The organism is Limisphaerales bacterium, assembly GCA_014382585.1.
In the GTDB taxonomy this organism is placed as follows: Bacteria; Verrucomicrobiota; Verrucomicrobiia; order Limisphaerales; family UBA1100; genus JACNJL01.
In genome coordinates, this window is record JACNJL010000045.1 from 31312 (window position 1) to 51664 (window position 20353).

A 20353-nucleotide genomic window follows, 5' to 3' on the forward strand; every position below is an offset into this window, starting at 1 on the left:
GGGAAACGTCTCACAACAAGCTGATGCGTGCCCTGCTGATTATTTGCCTCTTGCAGCCCGTCTTCACCGGACGGGCTGCGGAGCATTTACCCCAAGCTATTGATCGACTGATTGCCTCCAAGGCTGGGGACCAACCGCTGGCCGGGCCGGCTTCGGATGCGGAATTCCTTCGGCGCGCCACGCTGGATTTTACCGGGCGCATTCCCACAAGGGAGCAAGTGCAGCAGTTCCTCACGGATCCGGCGAAAGATAAGCGGACGCGTTTGATCGACCGGTTGTTCGCGGATCCGCTCTGGGCCGAAACGATGGCGGAACGGTTTCACGTGATGCTGATGGAGCGGCGCGGCGAGGACGGAGAATGGCGCCAGTGGCTTGCCAAATCGTTTGCTACAAATAAACCGTGGGATGCGATGGTGGGCGAAATGGTCGCGCCGGAATTTTCGAACGAGGCAAAACGCGGCGCCGGATTTTTTCTCACCAAGCGACTGGAGAAATACGGGCAAAATCCCACCGACTATCCGGGCCTCACGCGCGATGTGGGGCGGATGTTTATGGGCGTGGATCTCCAATGCGCGCAATGTCACCGTCACCTTTCGGTGAAGGATTACAAGCAGGTGGATTTTCAGGGGCTGTACTCCGCTTTTTCAAACGTTCGTCTGCAGCGAACCAACGAAACCATTCGAGTGGCCTGGGCGTCGGAGGGGTTGCTAAATAAGAAACTGGAATACAGCTCGGTGTTTAGTGAAACAAAAAAAATGACCGGCCCACGGGTGCCTTTCGGCGAGGAGATTACAATCCCGGTTTTTGAAAAAGGCAAGGAGTGGTCGGTAAAAGAGGACCGCAAATTGAAAATTACCGGCGTGCCGGCGTTTAGCCCGCTTCAGGAAATCGCTTCGCGGATGGCTACGCCAGACAACCCATTTTTCGCACGCAACATCGCCAATCGCGCGTGGTTTCTGATGATGGGCCGCGGCCTCATCGAGCCGCTGGATCTTGCCCACTCGAAAAATCCGCCCTCGCATCCGGAGTTGCTCGATCTGTTGGCCAAGGAATTGGTGGCGAACAAGTTCGATCTCAAGTGGCTTTTTCGCGAACTGGCCCTTACGCAAACATATCAGCGCAGTAGCGTTTTGCCCAAAGGCGGGGTGTCAGAAAATTTATTTGTCGCGGCAAAAGAACGCCCAATCGCGGCGGAGGTGCTGCTGCGCAATGTGCTACTTGCCACGGGTGAGCGCGAACGTGTGGCCAAGCTGGAAGAGGAAAATGAGCATTCGCTAAAAAATTTCAAGGAGCTATTCCAGGCCACATTCGCCAACGCCCCGCGCGAGCCGGAACTGGCTGTCAACGCTACACTCAAGGCGGCGCTTTTTCTTCGCAATAATGATACGCTGCTGTGGCTGGTGAAAAGGCGTGACGGCAATCTCGTCGATCGGTTGGTTCAATTGAAGGAACCGGCGAAGATTGCCGATGCCGTTTTCCTAAACGTCCTGTCGCGCATGCCGACGAAGGAGGAACAGTCGATGGTGAAATCGTTCCTAAAAAAACAAACCAATCGCGACCGCGCGCTGGGCGACTTGGTGTGGGCGTTGTTGTCGTCCACGGAATTTTTTGTGAACCACTGAATGATGATGGTTTTTATTTTTAACACAGAGACACAGAGAGCACCGCGGAACGAAAAATATTCTCTCTGTGGAACTCTGTATCCCTGTGCCCTCAGTGTTAAAAAATGAACCATCCACTCTGCAACGCCACCGAGCACGCACTGTCCCGCCGGCAGTGGCTCGGCGGTATGGGAGGGGCGGCCGCGGCGGGAGCGTTGGGCGGATTGATTTCTCCAGCCTCGGGCGAGATGCTCAAGAATAAAGAAAAACAGGTGCTCTTCATTTGGCTCGATGGCGGAATGAGCCAGCTCGAGAGTTGGGATCCCAAGCCGAACACGCAGTTTGGCGGGCCGTTCCGCAGCATTCCCACCAATTTGCCGGGCGTGCACGTGAGCGAGTTGATGCCGCGGATGGCAAGGAAAATGGACAAGATTTGCCTCGTGCGCGGCATTTGCACGAAGGACAATTCGCACTCGCGGGGCGTGGCCCGCATTCAACGTGGGGATCCAAAAAACCGCGGCGTGATTTATCCGTACATTGGTTCGGCGATCGCCAAGCTGATGGGGCCGACCGCCAGCGGCTTGCCGCCCTACGTTTGGGTGAAGCCCGGCAGCGGCGGGTTCAAGCCCTCGGACGCTGGTTTCCTTGGTCCCAAATTTGGTGCGCTGGCGTTTGGCGACGGACAGCCGCCACCGAATTTTGTCCGGCCCAAATCACTCTCGGCGGAGCAGGACGCCTCCCGCAATGAACTGCGCCGTGCGTTAAATCTCAACTACGCTCAACCGCGTCGCAAGGCAAACACCGAGGCCAACTCGTTTGTGTTCGACTCCGCCGATGCGCTGCTTGCGCGCAGCGATATTTTTGATACCACCCAATATCCGCGCAAAGAAAAGGAACGCTACGGCGAGCACTTGCTTGGTGAGCATATGTTGATCGGCCGCAAACTGCTCGAGGCCGGTTGCCGGTTTGTGAAGGTCAACAGCTACGGCTGGGATACGCACGGCGATAATTTTAACGGCAGCACCTCACTCGTCGGTAGATTTGATCAAGCATTTGCCGCCGTACTCGAAGACCTCGAGGCGACCGGCCGGCTCGATCACACACTGGTGATTGCGATGAGCGAATTTGGCCGCACCCCGCGCATTAACGGCCACGCTGGGCGCGATCATTGGCCCGAAGCCTGGTCCATCGCCATGACCGGCTGCGGCCTCAATCGTGGGGTGGTGCTCGGCGAAACCAACGCCACTGGGACGTTTGTCAAAGGCGACGCGTGGGACATCGGCCATCTTTTTCACACATGGTTCCACGCGCTCGGTATCAACTCGCACGGCATTGAATTTGACAACGGCGGGCAACCCCTGCCCATTGCCCACGACGATATGGGCGTCATCCCCGGAGCGCTCGCCTAATGGCTGATTCAACAAAACAACCCGAGCCGAAGCAGATGCAGGAATTGAAGGCCGACCGACAACTGCTTTGCACGCGCTTCAGTCCCGACGGCACCCACCTCATCGCTGGCGGCATGGATGGCAACGTTCACCGCTGGCACGAAGCCGAGCTGGTGATGGAAAAAAAAGAGAAAACCAAGGACAGCGAACAAACGGTCACTGAAAAGAAAATCGAGTGGCAACCTTTACCCGCGATGAACGGGCACCGCGCGTGGGTTGGCGCGCTGGAATTCCATCCGAAAGCCAAACAGATTTTTACCGGCGACAGCTGGGGCCAACTGCGCTGCACCGATTACGAAGGCGAAAAACCGAAAGAACACTGGAGCATTACGGACGCTCACGACGGCTGGCTGCGGCAGCTCGCTGTGGACGAAAAGCATCTGGCCACCGTTGGCCGCGATGGTGCGGTGCGGGTATGGACCCACACAGGCAAACGCATCGCGGAATGGAAAGGCGCGGAGGAAATTTTTGCCGTGACCATCCAGCCCGATGGTAAGCGGGTCGTTTTCGGCGATGCAAAAGGTGTGGTGCGTGTGTGGGATTTCGCCGCGAAAAAAATTGAACGCGAATGCTCACTCGAAGGATTTTACAAACTTGCGCGCATTCAGGATGTGTGCGGTTTGAGGCGGTTAATGTTTCTTGACGGCGGCAAAACACTTCTCGCCGTCGGCTGCGCGCCCACTGACGGAGGCACGATGCAAGGCATCCCCACGCTCGACTGGCTCGATTACACCTCCGGTAAATCAAAACACCGCTACCAATTTGGCGTCGAAAACGATGCCTTCATCAACGATGTCGCCGAGCATCCTGACGGTTATCTCCTCTGCGGCACCAGCGGCGTGACCGGTCGCGGCACCACATTTTTCATTCGCCCCGGTGAGAACGAGTCGTTTTATTCAAACACCAAAATTGCCAATATCCACGCCCTCGCTCTGCACCCGGATAAAAAACGATTCCTCCTCACCAGCACCAATCGGGGCAGCAACGGTAACGGTCGACGTCTCGACAAAGAGGGAAATTACGTGGGCAACTACTCGCCGGTGCACGTGATGGAATTGCCCGCTTAAGCCCGCTTAAGCCCGCTTAATTCAAGCCCGCTTAATTCAAAAAGCGAAAATCCAAACTGGCATAAAGGCCGTGAAAGAATTGAGTCCAGGCATGGATGGGATCTGTTTTATGAGCTAGAAATTTCAACACAATTTCACGTTCGCGCGCGGTGGGACTGCGGCCGAGGGTTTGGCGGTAGGCTTGGCGGATGCGGGCGGGGTCGTTGGGGAGTTTTTCGGTGAGCAGGCGCTGCGCCGCGGCGGCGGCCTGGGTGCGGACGAAGGGGCTGTTCATCAGGAAGAGCGCTTGCGTCGGAACGCTGCTGGTGGTGCGTTCGCCGACGACAAGGTTGGGGTCGGCAAAGTCGAATACGGCTAGAATTTCCAATGGCGTGTTCCGGAACACGGGCGCGTAAAGGCTGCGGCGGGTGTCCTCGAATTGGTAACCGTATTCGGTGGTGGTGCCGGGTTTGATCGTGTTCCCGCCCGATTTCGTATCCAGCTGGCCGCTGACGGACAGCACCGCATCGCGAATGGCCTCGGCTTGAAGGCGGCGGCGGTTTTGCCGCCAGTGCAATTTATTTTCAATGTCCACCTGTTCTTGATTTGAGTCTCCTGATTCAGAGCTCAATTGATACACCCGCGAGAGGACAATTTCGCGGATGAGTTTTTTCACCGACCAACCTTCATCGACGAAGCGCGCAGCGAGGTGATCGAGCAAGGCTTGATCGGTAGGAAGCCGACCGCTGTGGCCAAAGTTATCCATGCTCGGCACGATGCCTTTGCCGAAAAGATGATGCCACACGCGATTCACAAACACGCGTGAGGTGAGTGGATGATTCGCGCTGGCGAGCCAGTTGGCAAGTTCGGCGCGGCCGCTGGTTTTGGCGTCGATTATTGGCTCGGGGCCACGGTTCAGCACGCGGATAAAACTGCGCGGGGTTTTGGGTCCGGCGTTGTGCGCGTTGCCGCGAATGGCAATTTGGATGTCGCCAGGGTTCTCGCCCTCATCAGCGGCGATGATTTGTGGTTGCTTCACGGCCGTTTTTTGCAGCGCCTTCAATTCCGCCTCCATTTTTTTCAACATTGCCTGCGCGGCCTTGCCTTCCGGCTTGGGCGCGGGCTTCGCCACTGCCGGCGCGTTCTTCGATAACATTTGCACTGCATCGGCAATCACGTGCGCGGTGGTTCCCTTTGTGGAAATCACCACTGCTTCCCATTCGCCCACGAGAAAATCAAACGTCCCCAGCGAAATGAAATGGCCGTCAATCGGTGGCCGCTTGGTTTGGTCGATGAACTTCGTCACCTCGCCGTCCGCATGCCGAATGAGCACCGGCACTTTGGCATCACGATTGGTGCCGTGCGTGTACGCCACCCGCACCTCAAATTTTCCGTCGCCGGGAATCTTCACCCGATACGTCACCGACTTGTCGCCTTTGCCCACCGCGCCGTCATGAATGTAATTCGCGCCCACGTATCCTTGATTGGAAGTCGATCGCGTCCAATCGCCCTTCAGCTTCGCCTGCAAATCGTCCACCACAATGCCGGGCAAACTCGCCACCGGAACCGGCCCGCCGGTTTTTCCGCCGAGCTGTTTCTTTAGCGCGGCGATTACCTTTTGCTTCGCGCCAATCGCCGCTGCATGTTTCTCGGCCAAAGCCGCCTCCTTTGCCGACATCGGCAGCGGACGTTTGTTCCACGTGGACACATTACTGTGAATCACCACCTTCGTGCTTTTGAAAATGCCCGCCATTCCGTAGTAGTCCTCCGTGCGGATGGGATCAAATTTGTGGTCGTGACAGCGCGCGCAGCCGATGGTGAGCCCCATAAACGCCTTGCCCATCGTGTCGAGCTGCTCGTCCACGATGTCCATCTCCAGAATGGTCTTGTCCTGCAGCTCGTAATTCGTTGGGCCGAGCAGCAGAAATGCCGTGGCCGTGAGCCGCTCGCGCTGCTGCTCCAGCGTGCCGCCGGGGATGAGGTCGCCCGCGATTTGTTCGCGAATGAATTCCGTGAATGGCTTGTCGGCGTTGAAGGCGTTCACCACATAATCGCGATACCGCCACGCGTCTTTCATTAGCAACGTGCGGCCGCCACCGGTGGATTCGGAAAAGCGCACCACGTCCAGCCAATGCCGTCCCCAGCGTTCGCCGAAATGCGGGCTGGCCAACAGGGTGTCGACGGTGTTTTCGATTGCGGCTTGGCGATTGACGATTGCCGCTCTTTCGAATGCCGCCATTTGTGCCGGAGTGGGCGGCAGGCCGATGAGGTCGAAATAAATACGGCGTAACAAGGTGAGGTCATCTGCGTCGCGCACCGGCTTGATGCCTTTTGCCTCCAGCGCGGAGAGCACAAAACGGTCTGTGTCTGTGCGTGGCCAATCAGTTTGCTTCACTTTGGGTGCCGGAAGTTTGCGGACGGCTTGGAAGGCCCAAAACGTTCGTGCGGCGGTAAGGTTGAGTTTCTTTTCCTCATTTGTGGATTTGCTGGAAGTGCGGGGGTCAGGCGCGCCCATGGCTACCCATTTTTCGAAATCCGCAATCTGAGCCGCCGTCAGCTTTTTTTTTGGCGGCATTTTCAAATCCGCATCCGCATGCCGGATGGCTTGGATCAACAAACTCTTCCCCACGCGCCCCGGAATGATCGCCGCACCGCTTTCGCCGCCCTTCTGCCATCCGCCCCGCCAATCCAGCCGCAGCTCGCCCTTTATTTTCTTTTCCGCGCTGTGGCATTTGTAACACTCACTCACAAGCACGGGCCGGATTTTCTTTTCAAAAAACTCAATGCCGGCCAAGTCGGCAGAATCCGCCGCGCCCACAGCTCCGCCCAAAACCAATAGCGAAATAATTATAGCGCGTGTAAAATTCATCGCTCAATTCTAGGCAAAATGGACGCCCCGTACGAGTAGAACCTTCAGGTTAATCCAAAGTCTGTCCGGCACAAACATACCTTACTTCAACTCCCGCACGCGGAGGTTGCGGAACTTCACCGTGCCGCCTTTGCCGTGGTGCTGGATGCCGAACCGGCCTTTGAGCGATTGCTTATGCTCGACCTCGGCAATGAGTTTGCCGTTGAGAAAGGTGCGGATGCGCGGTCCCTTGGCTTCCACGCGGAAATGATTCCAAGCCTCGGGCTTGAACAGATCCTTGGTGGCCTTTTTGTACGCGGCGGTTTGCTCCGGCCCTTTGGGAAACAGCCAGCCGCCCATGCCGATGCCGTACACGCCGGCCGGTTTACCGCGGTCAATCTCGCATTGATAGCCCTTGGGCTTGCCTTGGTCGCCGATGAGCCGAAAGCCGAGCCCGGAATTGAAGCCCTTGTTTTCCTGCGGGATCATCACCTCGGTCTCCACCTCGAAATCGCCCATTTGCAGTTCGCTCACCACCCAGACGTTGACCTGGGAAGACAAATGCAGCTCGCCATCCACCGCCTTGAAGGTCTCCACCTTGGCGCGCGGCTCCCAGCCCTGGGTGCTCTTGCCGTCAAACAGCGGGGTCCATTTTTCCTCAGCCATCAGCGACAGGGAAACCGTCATTAAAACCAGTGCGGCACGAATCATGTCCGCAGCATACGGACGTTCCAAATTTTTTGAAACGAAGAAATTTTGGGCCACCGATGGAGGGACGAGCCAGCGAGTCCGAGGTCGCTCCGGCATGAGGGAGGGCGCGCTTGGAGAGCCCGCCTTACCTTATTCTACGCCAGAATTTCCTTCACCACATGTCCCTCCACATCCGTTAGGCGGAAGTCGCGGCCGTCGTGGAAGTGCGTGAGGCGCTCGTGGTCGAGGCCGAGGAGGTGCAGGAGGGTGGCGTGGAAATCGTGGGTGTGCACGGGGTGATCGACGGCCTTGAGGCCGATCTCGTCGGTGGCGCCGTGGGTGATGCCGCCTTGCACGCCGCCGCCGGCGAGGAAGGTGGTGAAAGCCCAGTTATGATGCTCGCGCCCGGGTGCATCGGCTTTATTATTAAACGGCGTGCGGCCGAACTCGGTGGTCCAGACCACGAGTGTGTCGTCGAGCAGGCCGCGGCTCTTGAGGTCGGTGAGCAGACCGTAGATCGGGCGGTCCACCTGCTTGGCGAGGCGTTCGTGATCCATCATGTTGCCGTGGCTGTCCCAGTTGCCGGATGAGCCGGTGTGAATCAGCTCGATGAACCGCACCCCGCGCTCGGCCAATCGCCGGGCCGCAAGGCATTGCCAGCCAAAGCCATTGGTCTGGCCGCGCTTCAGTCCGTACAACGCGTGGGTGGCGTCGGTTTCAGCTTTGAATTCAAACGCCTCGGGCACGGCCATCTGCATGCCAAACGCCGTTTCAAACGCACGCATGCGGGTGGCTAGTTCCGGATGGGCCGGGCGCGTGTTGAGCTGCCGCGCATTGCGCCGGCGCAGGGCGGCCAGCTCCAGTTCCTGTAAGTTGCGCGACACGCGCGGGGTGATGTTCGGCACCGGGCTGGCCCCGGGCTGCACGCGGGTGCCCTGATGCGCGCCGGGCAGGAAATCCGAGCCCCACACCTGGCCGCCGGCGTAGGGCGACTGCGGCGCCAGCACCATGAACGACGGCAGGTTTTGGTTTTCCGTGCCCAACCCGTAGCTCACCCACGCGCCGAGGCTCGGCCGGCTGACGGTGAATGAGCCGGTGTGCATGCCCAGCGTGGCGTTGTAATGGTTCGAGTGGCTGGTGTGCATGCTGTTGATGAACGCAATGTCATCCACGCACCGCGCCACCTCGGGAAACAGCGCGCTCACCGCCTTGCCGCATTGTCCGTACTTTTTAAAAGCCCACTGCGTGCGCTTCAGAAAAATGCGCTCGTAGCCCGGCCGATTTTGAATCTCCGGATGGTCGCCCTTGGCAATCTCCTTGCCGTGGTTTTTGATCAGCTCCGGTTTGGGATCAAACGTGTCAATATGCGACACGCCGCCGCTGAGATTAATAAAAATCACCCGCTTGGCCTTGGGCGAAAAATGCGGCCGCCGCGGCGCCAACGGATTGGCCGGCTCCGCTCCCAGCATCTCCGAAACCAACGCCGGCAACAACACCGAGCCCGCGGCCATGGAGCGCAGAAACTGTCGGCGATGCGGGTGGGGGTGAAAGGGATTCATGATTACTCCACAAACAAAAACTCATTGCTCCCGAGCAGCACGCGGCACCAGGCGGCCCAGGCTTTGGGGGCATCGGCGGCGGCGGTGTAGGCGGTGATGAAGTCGCGGGCTTCGGTCAGTTCGGCATGGGTGGCGGGGCGGCCGAGGGCGAGGGTGTGGGCGCGGCGGATGCGAGCATCGGGATCAGGCGTGGCGGCCAGTTGCCGGGCAAAGCCGGCGGCGTGGGTGTGCAGGAATTCGTTGTTCAAGAAATAGAGCGCCTGCGTGGGCACATTGCTGAGGCGACGCTGGCCGGTGCTGGCGTTGGGATCGGCGCCGTCAAAGATGGCCATCAACGGACGCCGCTGGATGCGCTGTACCATGAGGTACACACTGCGGTGGGCGTGGTCGTAATTCGCGCGAAACGGATTGTGCTGGCTGAAACCGCGCCCCTTCGGGAAGGGATGCCCCTCGGGTATGGTGAGGTTTAGCGTGCCGCTGAGGGTGAGCAGCGTGTCGCGCAGTTCTTCGGCGCTGAGCCGGCGCGGGGTGAAGGCGCCGTAGAGCTTTTGTGCGGGCCCCTCGACGGCGGCGGTTTGGTAGGTGGCCGAGAGCATGATGGTGCGGTGCAGCGCCTTGAGCGACCACTTGTGGCGGATCAGCTCGGTGGCCAGCCAATCGAGCAACGCCGGATGCGTGGGCGGCTGGCCCTGTGTGCCAAAGTCATTGGGCGTGGACACCAATCCGCGCCCGAAATGATTCAGCCACACGCGATTGGCAATCACGCGCGCTGTGAGCGGGTTTTTTTCTGTGGCAATCCACTGGGCCAGCTCCAAACGGCCGCTGCCGCGCGTCACGGGTTGGCCGCCGAGCAGGTCGAGATTTTTGCGCGGCACCACGGCGCCGGGTTGCTTGGGATCGCCGCGCTTGTGCAGGGCCACGTGCTTCACGTTGGCGGGCATCTCCTCGCTCACCGCGTAGGCGTGCGGCCTGTTCATTTCCGTGGCCCCATGCGTTTTCAGCGCGGCCTCGGCGGCGGCAAGTTGTTTCGTCAGGACTCCCGGTTGGGGAAACACTTTGCGGAAATCGCCTTTGAGATGTTCGAGTTTCCAGTCCACGCCGTCGCCAAAGGCGTGCCCATCCTTGACCTTGCCCTTCAGCGAAATTTTGCCGGTAACCGGGCTGGTCCACGCGACCGCCACGGGCCCGTCCGCTGCGGGGTGCACATAAAACGTGCGCGGCGGCAGGGCGGTCCACGCCTGCACGGCTGCGTTTCCGGAATTCACCATCACATGCGGCAGCCCGCCAACGGCGGCTTTCCACGCCTGTAACGGTTTGTGTTTATCGACTGCGGCCTCCGGTGCGGTGAGCAACACGCCCGGCTTGCGGGCATCGAGAAAGCTCCACGCAAAGGCGTTGCCGTGCCGGTCGGGATGCGGATTGGCGGCGAGCAGGTTGTCCAGCGTGTCGGCGGTGAGATCCCATTTCAGTTTGCCCTCGTTGCCGTCGGTGGATTCCAGTTCCCACTCGATCATGGCCGTGTCCGCGCCGTGATTGGCGCGCGGGCCGATGGTGAGTTGCAACAGGTCACCGGCTTTGACCTCCAACGCGGCCGCAAAGGTTTGCTCCGTTTTGATCGGCACGATGCCCTTGGCCAGTTCGGTGCGCGGTTGCGAGGCGAGCTTGATGAACGCCGCGGATTGTGTGGTGATTTCTTTTTTGATCGCCGCCACCTGGCTTTCCAGCTCCGTCTTGCGCGTTTTCCACTTGGCGATGCGTTCGGCCAGATCGCCGGTAGGATTCAGTGGAACCAGATCGGTAATCGGCCGGTTGCCTTCCGAGCCGGGATAGGCGTAGCGCGTGCTGGCGAAGATGCCGTACAGCCCGTAGTAATCCGCCGCCGAAATGGGATCGAACTTGTGATCGTGACAGCGCGCGCAGGCGATGGTGAGACCGAGGAAGGATTTGCCGAGCGTGTCGATGGTGTCCTCGATGGTCAGGTAATGATCCTTCTTCGCATCATGCCCGTGCCGCCGCGAGATGGCCAGATACCCCGTGGCGGTGATCAGTTCGCTGTAGCGTTCGGTCGATACGGTCGCCGCCGTCTTGGCTATGATATCGCCGGCCAACTGCTCGCGAATGAAGCGGTCAAACGGTTTGTCCGTATTGAAGGCGTGGACGACGTAATTGCGATAGCGCCACGCGTCGTCCACCGGCATATCGGAATTCTCCCCGGCCGTGTCCGCGTACCGGACCACATCCAACCAATGCCGTCCCCACCGCTCCCCGTACCGCGGCGAAGCCAGCAACCGATCCACCACTTTGGCGAATGCCTCAGGCGAATCATCCGCCAAGAACGCGGCAATCTCCTCCGGCGTCGGCGGCAAGCCGGTCAGGTCAAACGTGGCGCGCCGAATCAGGCTGGTCTTAGAGGCGCGCGGCGCCGGGGTCATCTGTTGGGATTCCAGTCGGCCCAAGACAAAGCGATCCAGCGGAAGTTTGACCCAGTCGGAATGGTTGACGACCGGCAAGGGCGGGGCGGTCGGAGGCTGAAAGGCCCAGTGACCGTCGGCCGCCGACAGACGTATCCCGCAAATCACCAACAGCCAAAGCGGACTCAAACGCATAGGACAGAGCCTTTTATAACCGAGAATTGACGTCAACCCCTTTTTTCTAGATTGAAATGGCCTAACGAATCGTGAATAACCTCTTGACCCGCGAGCGGGAGAGTGTTATCATTACAAACATAATCAATTTACTAAACATTAAGCACCATGTCTGAATCGGAGCCGAAATTGACGAAAAACGAGATTATCAAAGCGGAAAATCCGTCTTTGGCGGGGAATATTGGGGTGACACTGCATAATCCGGAGGCGGAGATGTTTGATGCGGATGATCAGCAGTTTCTTAAGTTTCACGGGATTTATCAGCAGGACGATCGCGATGTGCGCAAGCAGGGGAAGCATTTTATGTTTATGATCCGCGGCGTGAATCCGGGTGGGTTGATGACGCCGGATTTGTATCTGACGTACGACCGGCTCGCGGATGAGTGCGGCAACCAAACGCTGCGCATCACGTCACGGCAGAGTTTTCAATTTCACGGCGTGGTGAAGGGCGGTTTGGGCGCGTTGATGAAGGGCATCAATGACGCGCTGGCGACGACGCTTGCCGCGTGCGGCGATGTAAACCGTAACGTAATGGCGCCGCCCACGCCCGCGCGCAACGGCTTGGCCACGCGGGTGCTGAAGGATTGCGATCGCGTGGCGCAGGCGTTACTGCCGCAAACGGCGGCGTACCATCAAATCTGGGTGGAAGGCGTGAAGCTGAAACTGGACGATTCGGATTACGTGGATCCGTTGTACGGCAAAACTTATTTGCCGCGAAAATTCAAAGTCGGCTTTGCCACGCCGCCGCACAATGACACGGATGTGCTGACCAATTGTTTGGGCTTCGTGGCCATCGAGGAAGGCGGCGAATTGGCCGGATACAATCTCACCGCGGGCGGCGGGATGGGGATGACGCACAACAACACGAAAACGTATCCGCGCGTGGCGGATGTGATTGGATTTTTTACGCCAGAACACATTGAGGCTGTGGCGAAGGCGGTGCTGATGATCCATCGCGACTTTGGCGACCGCACGGATCGAAAACACGCGCGATTGAAATACGTGTTGGCCGAGCGCGGTGTGGAATGGTTTCGCAATGAATTGGAGCAGCGCACGGGTCTGCAGTTGGAAGAGCCCAAGCCGTTTGCGTTCGATCAGCAAGGCGATGTGTTTGGCTGGCACGAGGCGGCGGATGGTTCGTGGTTTCTCGGACTGCACGTGTTGTCGGGGCGCGTTCAAGGCGAACTGAAAACGGCACTGCGCAGCATCGTGGAGAAACATCGCCCCGAAGTGCGACTGACGCCTTCTCAAAATCTTTTGCTGTGTGGCGTGGCCGAAGCGGACAAAGAAAAAATTGATTCCATTCTATCTGAAAACGGTTTGGCGGTGGACGAAACAAGTCAGGGCACGGTGCTGGAACGCGCGGCGATGGCCTGCCCGGCACTGCCCACGTGCGGCTTGGCGTTGGCGGAGAGCGAGCGTTATGTGCCGGAATTTCTCGGATTGGTGGATAATTTATTGGATGACGCCGGTTTGGGCGGCGAAGAAATCATCGTGCGGATGACCGGCTGCCCCAACGGCTGCGCGCGGCCGTATATGGCGGAGTTGGGCGTCGTGGGCAAGTCGCCGGGCAAATACGCGGTGTATCTCGGCGGCAATGTCGCCGGCACGCGCTTGGCGCGCTTGTACAACCAATCCGTGCCGGCCACGGAAATGGCTGATCAACTCCGCCCCTTGCTTGAACGCTACGCCCGCCACCGGCACGAAGGCGAACGCTTCGGCGATTATTGCGCGCGCGAAGTGTGGCCGGAAATCGAAGCTGAATTATGACATCAGAATCCATTGATCAATCCAACAAACAACTGCGTGATAAATCTGCGCGGGACGTAGTCGAGTGGGCCATCGCGCAGGCGGATGGGCGCGCAATTGTGTCGACAAATTTTCGTCCGTACGAGGCGGTGATTTTGCATTTGGTGACGCAAGCGCAGCCGGACATTCGCGTGCTGTGGGTGGACCACGGATATAACCGCGAAGCAACTTACAAACACGCGGAGGAATTGAAGGCGCGACTGAATTTGAACATTCAAGCCTTCGTGCCCAAACTCACCGCGGCACATTACGATGCCGCGCACGGCGGAATGCCGGAGCCAACGGAAGAGAACGAGGAAGCCATCAAAGCCTTCAGTACGGTAATGAAGCTGGAGCCGTTCCAGCGCGGGATGAAGGAATTGGCGCCGACGGTATGGTTCACCGCGCTGCGCAAAGTGCAGAATCCAAACCGCGCAGAACTGGATGTGGTGAGCGCCGACAACAATTTTGGTTCATTAAAAGTAAGCCCCGTTTTCAATTGGAGCGATGAGGAGATGGAAGCTTATTTGGAGCAGTACGACCTCCCGAATGAATGGGATTATTTCGATCCCGCAAAGGCCGATGAAAAACGCGAATGCGGGTTGCACGCGGCGTGGGGCGGGGAGGCGGTAGCGGACAAATGAGTTCGTATCATCTCGACCATCTTGAGTATTTGGAGACGGAGGCAATTCATGTGCTGCGGGAAGTGGCGTCGGAATTCGAACGGCCGGCGGTTTTGTTTTCGGGCGGCAAAGATTCCATCTGCATTTTGCGGTTGGCGGAAAAGGCATTTCGGCCTTCGGAGATTCCGATGCCGTTTTTGAATGTGGAAACGGGGCACGAGTTTCCTGAGTTGATTGAGTTTCGCGATCGGCGTGCAGAGGAACTTGGCGCGAAACTGATTGTGCGCACGGTGGATGAAGCGATTGAAAACGGGTCCGCCACTCAAACTCCGGGACAGACCAGTCGCAATAAATTACAAATCCCCGTGCTGCTCGGTGCGATTGACGAATTTCAATTCGACTGCTGCATCGGCGGCGCACGGCGCGATGAGGAAAAGGCGCGCGCGAAGGAGCGGTTCTTTAGTTTCCGGGATTCGTTCGGCCAATGGGATCCCAAAAACCAGCGGCCGGAAATTTGGAATCTGTACAACGGTCGCATCAATCCCGGTGAAAATATGCGCGTGTTTCCGCTGTCCAACTGGACCGAAACTGATGTGTGGGAGTACATCCAAAAAGAAAACCTGGAAGTGCCAAACATCTATTTCAGTCACGAGCGCGAGTGTTTTTTCCGCAGTGGCCAATGGCTGCCCATTCCACCGGCGCACGAAGAAAACGGCAAGCCCGATCCGTACGAAGGTGCGCGCCCGAAGGAGCAAGAGGAACATCGCACGATGACGTGTCGCGTGCGAACGATCGCCGATATGATTTCCACGGGCATGATCGAGAGTCCCGCGGAGTGCATCGATGACATCATCGCCGAAGTCGCTGCCGCCCGAGTGACCGAGCGCGGCACACGCGCCGATGACAAAGCAAGCGAGGCTGCGATGGAAGACCGGAAGAAAGCGGGGTATTTTTAATCCGTGAAATCCGTGTCCCAACATCCCGTCGAGCTGCTGCGTTTTAATACGTGCGGGTCAGTTGATGACGGCAAGAGCACGTTGATCGGGCGGCTGCTTTATGATTCGAAATCGATCATGGAGGATCAGATGGAAGCGCTGGAGCGGTCGGCGGATATCACCGGCGGCGGCCAAGTGAATCTCGCTAACCTCACCGATGGCCTGCGTGCAGAGCGCGAGCAGGGAATTACCATCGACGTGGCATACCGCTTTTTCGCCACACCGAAGCGCAAGTTCATCGTCGCCGACACGCCGGGCCACGTGCAGTACACGCGCAATATGGTGACGGGCGCGAGCACGGCGAATTTATCAATCGTGCTGGTGGATGCGCGCCACGGGGTGATCGAGCAGACGCGTCGGCACAGTTATATCTCTGCGCTGCTCGGCATTCCGCACATTGTGTTTGCGGTAAACAAAATGGATCTTGTGGACTGGAGCGAGGAACGCTTCCGCGAAATTCGCGATGACATTGAAGATTTTCTGCCCAAGCTCGATACATTTAAGGATGTGAAATTCCTTCCGCTGAGTGCGCTGGACGGAGGCAATGTGGTCGATCCCTCCGAACACACTCCTTGGTACGAAGGGCCTACGCTAATGGGGCATCTTGAATCCGTGCACATCGCCAGCGATTGGAATTTGAACGCGTTTCGGTTTCCCGTGCAATGGGTGAATCGGCCGAACAATCCCACCGATAAAACGCTGCACGATTTCCGCGGGTTCTCCGGTCAAATAGCCGGCGGGATTGTCAAAGCAGGGCAGGAGGTGTTGGCGCTGCCCAGTGGCCGGAAAAGCGCGGTGAAAGAAATTTGGACGTTGGATGGCAAGCTTGAGGAAGCGTTTTCGCCGCAATCGGTGACGCTGGTTTTGGAGGATGACCTCGACATCAGCCGCGGCGATATGATCGTGGGTATGGATTCATTGCCCGGCCACAGCGCGGATATTTCCGCGCGCGTGTGCTGGATGGAGCAACGCCCGCTGCAGCCCGGCCAAAAATATTTTCTCAAACACGGAACACAAACTGTGCAGGCAAAAGTCATCAGTCTCGACAGTCGAATCAATATCCAAACCTACGAGCCCGAGCCGCATCCGGCCGAGCTGACCATGAATGACATTGGCGAAGTCCGGCTGCGCACCGCCAAGCCGTTGGTGTTTGATGGCTACACCACCAATCGCCTCACCGGCTCAATCGTTTTAGTGGAGCCCAGCACCAACGCCACCGCCGCCGCCGGAATGCTACGCGGCCCCGAAAAAGTTTATCAGCCGGAGTATGACGACTTTATGATTTAGCAATATGCTTACGGTTGCCAAATCGGCACGGCACCGGACTTGATGAGGTCACTGTCGTGCGTTGCAAGAGGCACTCCCAAAACCCGGGCAGTGGCGGCGATGATTCGGTCGGCGGGGTCTTTGTGAAACGGAATCAGGTTATTAATTTCCACCACCACTTCCGAGGTAATCCGTTGTAAATCTACCACCGATGGGTTTGTTGCTTTTTGAAACCATTCATTCAGTGTTAGTGGCAAGGTCATACCACCGCAGGCCACTGCGGTTTGAATCTCCCAAAGAGAAATATCGCTCACCATCAATGGGGCGTTTTGGATTTCCAACTCCAATGATCGCCGATAATCAAGGTTTAATCGTGAATCCTGATTGGCCAGCCAAACCCAAATGTGGGTGTCGATCAAGATCATTGCTTGAGGGGATCAGACGTCGAACCATCCTCTTCCCAAAAGCTCATTTCAGGCGGGCCATTCCACTGGATTCCACTGCTAATGCTGCGCAGCCCTTCCAAAGCACGTCGCACTTTTTCGAGTCGATTGGGGTCCATCGGTTGAGAAACCTCAGTTTCCAAAGCCCGGGCCACGATTGTTTTCAACGGCACCCCTTCTTCAACAGCCATCATTTTAGCCATTTTCATTACTCTATCGGGAATATCCAATGTCGTTCGCATAAAGGCACATTCACACATTTATGCTTTTATGTCAATGTGCGAAAAAAACGGCGCTGGGGGTCAGCGCCGTTTGCGGGTTGATTTTGTCGGGTTTAGCCGTTTAGGGCTTCGTAGACGTTGCCGACCATTCCTTCATTTGGCGTCAGCGTTTTGTCGCCGGGGGTCCATTTGGCGGGGCAGGCTTCGGCGGGGTTGGCGGCGCAGTGGGCGTTGGCTTCCATCACGCGGGTCAGCTCTTCCATGTTGCGGCCGACGTTGTAGAAGTTGACCGTGGCGCTCACGAGCTTGCCTTCGGGGCTGATGATGAAAGTGCCGCGCAGCGCGAGGCCAGTGGCGTCGTCGTACACGCCGAAGAGGCTGGAGACCACGCCGGTGGTGTCGGCGGCGAGCGTGTATTTCACGTCGGCCATCAACTTCTCTTCACGGCACCAGGCGAGGTGGGCAAATTTTGTGTCGGTGGAAACCCCGATCACTTTCGCGCCCAGTCCGGTGAGCTTGGCATCCTGCGCGGCGAGGTCGGCCAGTTCGGTGGGGCACACGAAGGTAAAGTCCGCCGGATAAAAAACGAGGATCGTCCACTTGCCGGCTGCTTTGAGGTCGGCAAGATTCACCTCGCCGAATTGGCCGGTGGCCGGCTCGTAGGTTTCCATTTTAAAATTCGGCACCTCTTCGCCCACGCTAAGCGTTGGGAGGTCGCCGCACAATTCACAACCCAGTTCATCTGACATAGTTATTCTTTCTGTTGAGGTTAAAAAGTCGGGGAGTTGGATGCCTGAAGCGGCGCGGGAAGTCAACTCTTGTTCAATTTTCCCAATCCTTCGCGCGCGCGAGGGCTTTGGTCCAGCCGGTGATGAGTTGGCGGCGGGCGGCGGGTTTCATTTTGGGCGCGAAGCGGCGGGCTTGTTGCCATTGTTTGGCGATGTCGTTTTTAGAGTCCCAATAACCGACTGCCAAACCGGCCAAGTACGCTGCGCCGAGCGCGGTGGTTTCGGTGACGCGTGGGCGCACGACGGGGACGTTTAACAAATCGCTTTGGAATTGCATCAGCAAATTATTTGCGCTGGCGCCGCCGTCCACGCGCAATTCTTTTAGCCGCACACCCGCGTCGGCTTCCATTGCGGTAAGCACATCGCGGACTTGATGGGCGATGCCTTCAAGCGCGGCGCGGGCGATGTGGGCTTGGGTGGCGCCGCGGGTGAGTCCGCAGATGGTGCCGCGCGCGTGTTGATCCCAATGCGGCGCGCCGAGTCCGGCAAAGGCGGGGACGAGGTACACGCCGCCGTTGTCCTTCACGCTGGCGGCTAGTTTTTCGATGTCGGCGGCGTTCTTGAAAAAATTCAGTCCATCACGCAGCCATTGCGTTACCGCGCCGGCGATGAAGATGCTGCCTTCGAGCGCAAACTCTGTGCGCCCGTCGATGCGCCACGCCACGGTGGTGAGTAAATTATTTTTTGACGACATCGGTTTTGTGCCGGTGTGCATCAGCATAAAGCAACCCGTGCCGTAGGTGTTTTTCACCATACCGGGCCGTGTACAACATTGACCGAAAAGGGCGGCTTGTTGATCGCCCGCGATGCCCGCGATGGGAAGGGTTTTGCCGAAGAGTTTTGTTTCTCCGACCACTTCGCTGGAGCCTCGAACTTCGGGTAACACGCTGCGGGGCACATTGAAAATTTTCAAAAGCTCTTTGTCCCAATCGCCGGTACGAAGGTTGTAAAGCATGGTGCGCGAGGCGTTGCTCGCGTCGGTGACGTGCGTGGTGCCGCCGGTGAGTTTCCAAATGAGCCACGAATCCATCGTGCCAAAGGCGAGCCGGCCTTGGCGGGCAAGGGCGCGCGCGCCATTTACATTCTTGAGCAGCCACGCAATTTTGGTGGCGGAAAAATAAGCATCAATGACGAGCCCGGTTTTGCGGTGGATGGCAGGGGCGTGGCCGGCGGCTTTGAGTCGGTCACAGTTTTTGGCGGTGCGTCGGTCCTGCCAGACGATGGCGTTGGCGATGGGCTGGCCGGTTTGGCGATCCCACAGCAGGGTGGTCTCGCGTTGGTTGGTGATGCCGATGGCGGCGACATTGGCGGCAGTGAGCTTGGCTTTTTTGAGCGCCGCCTTGGCGGTGGCGAGTTGGGTTTTCCAAATGGCTTCCGCATCGTGCTCTACCCAGCCGGGTTTGGGGAAAATTTGCGGAAACTCTTTCTGCGCCATCGCTTTCACGCGCCCCGCGTGGTTGAAAATAATCGCGCGCGAACTGGTGGTGCCCTGATCGAGTGACAGGATATATTTCATTTTTTATTTAACACAGATATTTACGATGTTCAGGATTTTTTATCTTAAAAATCGTGTCTATCTGTGTTCGTAAACGGTTTCACATCCAGAGCATCTTGTAAACGAGCGCGCCAAGGACGCCACCGATGCACGGGCCGATGACGGGAATCCACGCGTAGCCCCAATTGGATTTGCCCTTGCCGTGGATGGGCAGCAGCGCGTGGGCGATGCGTGGGCCAAGATCGCGGGCGGGGTTGATCGCGTAGCCGGTTGGCCCGCCAAGCGAAAGGCCGATTGAAAAAACGAGCAGGCCGACAAGCAAGGGTTTAAGGCCGAAGGCCCATTCTTCTTGCAATCTTTTCGACTCATCAGTACCTCCCAAATTTTCCTGTACTGGCGTGAGGGCGTCTGGTGAAAAGATTGCGAGGACGCCGAAAACCAGGACGAAGGTTCCAATTATCTCGCAGAGCAGGTTGGCAAACGGTTTGTGAATAGCAGGTGCATTCGAGAATACGCCAAGCTTGGTGGCGGGATCCTCGGTAACTTCCCAATGAGGCAGATAGGCCAGCCATACGGTGGTTGCGCCGAGGATGGCGCCGAGGAATTGGGCTGCGACATATTTGGGCACATCGCTCCAAGGCAATCCGCCGATGCTCGCGAGGCCAAGTGTGACGGCGGGGTTGATGTGTGCGCCACTGAAATTTACCACCGCGTAAATGGCCATAGTCACGGCAAGGCCCCAGCCGGCGGTGATGACAATCCAGCCCGAGTCGTGCCCGCAGGTTTTTTTTAGGCTGACATTAGCGCACACGCCTCCGCCCAATAGAATGAGGAGGAAGGTGCCTACCAGTTCCGCAGTAAATTCATTCACGCGGCGGAGTGTAGCGAGCGGGTAGC

Annotated in this window: 16 protein-coding genes; 7 read left to right on the plus strand and 9 right to left on the minus strand. The window is 58.0% G+C overall.

Annotated features, from left to right (window positions below; translation table 11 throughout):
- The first annotated feature begins 23 nt into the window (after positions 1 to 23).
- The 3 genes from H8E27_10315 (at position 24) to H8E27_10325 (ending at position 4116) form a co-directional block, all read left to right on the plus strand.
- Positions 24 to 1622 carry a DUF1549 domain-containing protein gene (locus tag H8E27_10315; GenBank protein MBC8326006.1) on the plus strand — a complete coding sequence of 533 codons (1599 nt, stop codon included), beginning with the start codon at positions 24 to 26 and terminating at the stop codon, positions 1620 to 1622.
- A gap of 104 nt (positions 1623 to 1726) precedes the next feature.
- On the plus strand, positions 1727 to 3010 hold the full coding sequence (locus H8E27_10320) for a DUF1501 domain-containing protein (protein MBC8326007.1): 1284 nt from the start codon (positions 1727 to 1729) through the stop codon (positions 3008 to 3010).
- Positions 3010 to 4116, plus strand: a complete 1107-nt coding sequence (locus H8E27_10325) for a hypothetical protein (protein ID MBC8326008.1) — start codon at positions 3010 to 3012, stop codon at positions 4114 to 4116. The genes H8E27_10320 and H8E27_10325 overlap by 1 nt, the downstream gene beginning before the upstream one ends.
- A gap of 31 nt (positions 4117 to 4147) precedes the next feature.
- On the opposite strand, the gene H8E27_10330 is transcribed toward H8E27_10325, so the two are convergent.
- From H8E27_10330 to H8E27_10345, 4 genes are all read right to left on the minus strand, one after another.
- Positions 4148 to 6964: a DUF1553 domain-containing protein gene (locus tag H8E27_10330; protein MBC8326009.1), complete on the minus strand. Its 2817-nt coding sequence runs from the start codon at positions 6962 to 6964 to the stop codon at positions 4148 to 4150.
- Positions 6965 to 7045: 81 nt separating this feature from the next.
- The gene (locus tag H8E27_10335) at positions 7046 to 7654 is read right to left on the minus strand and encodes a DUF1080 domain-containing protein (GenBank protein MBC8326010.1); all 609 of its coding nucleotides are present in this window, start codon (positions 7652 to 7654) and stop codon (positions 7046 to 7048) included.
- 134 nt (positions 7655 to 7788) lie between these two features.
- Positions 7789 to 9192, minus strand: coding sequence for a DUF1501 domain-containing protein (locus H8E27_10340; GenBank protein ID MBC8326011.1), 1404 nt, complete (start codon positions 9190 to 9192; stop codon positions 7789 to 7791).
- 2 nt (positions 9193 to 9194) lie between these two features.
- Positions 9195 to 11798, minus strand: coding sequence for a DUF1549 domain-containing protein (locus tag H8E27_10345; protein MBC8326012.1), 2604 nt, complete (start codon positions 11796 to 11798; stop codon positions 9195 to 9197).
- 147 nt (positions 11799 to 11945) lie between these two features.
- On the opposite strand from H8E27_10345, the gene H8E27_10350 reads away from it, so the two are divergent.
- From H8E27_10350 to H8E27_10365, 4 genes are read left to right on the plus strand one after another with little or no spacing between them, the layout of a single operon-like run.
- Entirely contained in the window at positions 11946 to 13607 is a 1662-nt protein-coding gene (locus tag H8E27_10350) for an NADPH-dependent assimilatory sulfite reductase hemoprotein subunit (protein ID MBC8326013.1), read from the plus strand.
- Positions 13604 to 14269: a phosphoadenosine phosphosulfate reductase family protein gene (locus H8E27_10355; GenBank protein ID MBC8326014.1), complete on the plus strand. Its 666-nt coding sequence runs from the start codon at positions 13604 to 13606 to the stop codon at positions 14267 to 14269. The genes H8E27_10350 and H8E27_10355 overlap by 4 nt, the downstream gene beginning before the upstream one ends.
- Positions 14266 to 15204, plus strand: coding sequence for a sulfate adenylyltransferase subunit 2 (locus H8E27_10360; GenBank protein MBC8326015.1), 939 nt, complete (start codon positions 14266 to 14268; stop codon positions 15202 to 15204). The genes H8E27_10355 and H8E27_10360 overlap by 4 nt, the downstream gene beginning before the upstream one ends.
- Positions 15205 to 15216: 12 nt before the next feature.
- Positions 15217 to 16530 (plus strand): sulfate adenylyltransferase, encoded by a 1314-nt coding sequence (locus tag H8E27_10365; protein MBC8326016.1) that lies wholly within the window; start codon positions 15217 to 15219, stop codon positions 16528 to 16530.
- A gap of 8 nt (positions 16531 to 16538) precedes the next feature.
- Here H8E27_10365 and H8E27_10370 read toward each other — a convergent pair whose 3' ends face one another.
- From H8E27_10370 to H8E27_10390, 5 genes are all read right to left on the minus strand, one after another.
- Positions 16539 to 16934, minus strand: a complete 396-nt coding sequence (locus tag H8E27_10370) for a type II toxin-antitoxin system VapC family toxin (protein ID MBC8326017.1) — start codon at positions 16932 to 16934, stop codon at positions 16539 to 16541.
- Positions 16931 to 17194: a hypothetical protein gene (locus H8E27_10375; GenBank protein MBC8326018.1), complete on the minus strand. Its 264-nt coding sequence runs from the start codon at positions 17192 to 17194 to the stop codon at positions 16931 to 16933. The genes H8E27_10370 and H8E27_10375 overlap by 4 nt, the downstream gene beginning before the upstream one ends.
- A gap of 92 nt (positions 17195 to 17286) precedes the next feature.
- Positions 17287 to 17922: a peroxiredoxin gene (locus H8E27_10380; GenBank protein ID MBC8326019.1), complete on the minus strand. Its 636-nt coding sequence runs from the start codon at positions 17920 to 17922 to the stop codon at positions 17287 to 17289.
- 73 nt (positions 17923 to 17995) lie between these two features.
- Positions 17996 to 19477: a glycerol kinase GlpK gene (gene glpK, locus H8E27_10385; protein ID MBC8326020.1), complete on the minus strand. Its 1482-nt coding sequence runs from the start codon at positions 19475 to 19477 to the stop codon at positions 17996 to 17998.
- Between the two features lie 79 nt (positions 19478 to 19556).
- Positions 19557 to 20327 (minus strand): aquaporin family protein, encoded by a 771-nt coding sequence (locus tag H8E27_10390; protein MBC8326021.1) that lies wholly within the window; start codon positions 20325 to 20327, stop codon positions 19557 to 19559.
- Positions 20328 to 20353: the final 26 nt, after the last annotated feature.

Bases quoted from the DNA above. Each gene is read 5' to 3' on its own strand.
- H8E27_10315 (MBC8326006.1), top strand. From the start codon at position 24: ATGCGTGCCCTGCTGATTATTTGCCTCTTGCAGCCCGTCTTCACCGGA.
- H8E27_10320 (MBC8326007.1), top strand. From the start codon at position 1,727: ATGAACCATCCACTCTGCAACGCCACCGAGCACGCACTGTCCCGCCGG.
- H8E27_10325 (MBC8326008.1), top strand. From the start codon at position 3,010: ATGGCTGATTCAACAAAACAACCCGAGCCGAAGCAGATGCAGGAATTG.
- H8E27_10330 (MBC8326009.1), bottom strand. From the start codon at position 6,964: ATGAATTTTACACGCGCTATAATTATTTCGCTATTGGTTTTGGGCGGA.
- H8E27_10335 (MBC8326010.1), bottom strand. From the start codon at position 7,654: ATGATTCGTGCCGCACTGGTTTTAATGACGGTTTCCCTGTCGCTGATG.
- H8E27_10340 (MBC8326011.1), bottom strand. From the start codon at position 9,192: ATGAATCCCTTTCACCCCCACCCGCATCGCCGACAGTTTCTGCGCTCC.
- H8E27_10345 (MBC8326012.1), bottom strand. From the start codon at position 11,798: ATGCGTTTGAGTCCGCTTTGGCTGTTGGTGATTTGCGGGATACGTCTG.
- H8E27_10350 (MBC8326013.1), top strand. From the start codon at position 11,946: ATGTCTGAATCGGAGCCGAAATTGACGAAAAACGAGATTATCAAAGCG.
- H8E27_10355 (MBC8326014.1), top strand. From the start codon at position 13,604: ATGACATCAGAATCCATTGATCAATCCAACAAACAACTGCGTGATAAA.
- H8E27_10360 (MBC8326015.1), top strand. From the start codon at position 14,266: ATGAGTTCGTATCATCTCGACCATCTTGAGTATTTGGAGACGGAGGCA.
- H8E27_10370 (MBC8326017.1), bottom strand. From the start codon at position 16,934: ATGATCTTGATCGACACCCACATTTGGGTTTGGCTGGCCAATCAGGAT.
- H8E27_10375 (MBC8326018.1), bottom strand. From the start codon at position 17,194: ATGCGAACGACATTGGATATTCCCGATAGAGTAATGAAAATGGCTAAA.
- H8E27_10380 (MBC8326019.1), bottom strand. From the start codon at position 17,922: ATGTCAGATGAACTGGGTTGTGAATTGTGCGGCGACCTCCCAACGCTT.
- glpK (MBC8326020.1), bottom strand. From the start codon at position 19,477: ATGAAATATATCCTGTCACTCGATCAGGGCACCACCAGTTCGCGCGCG.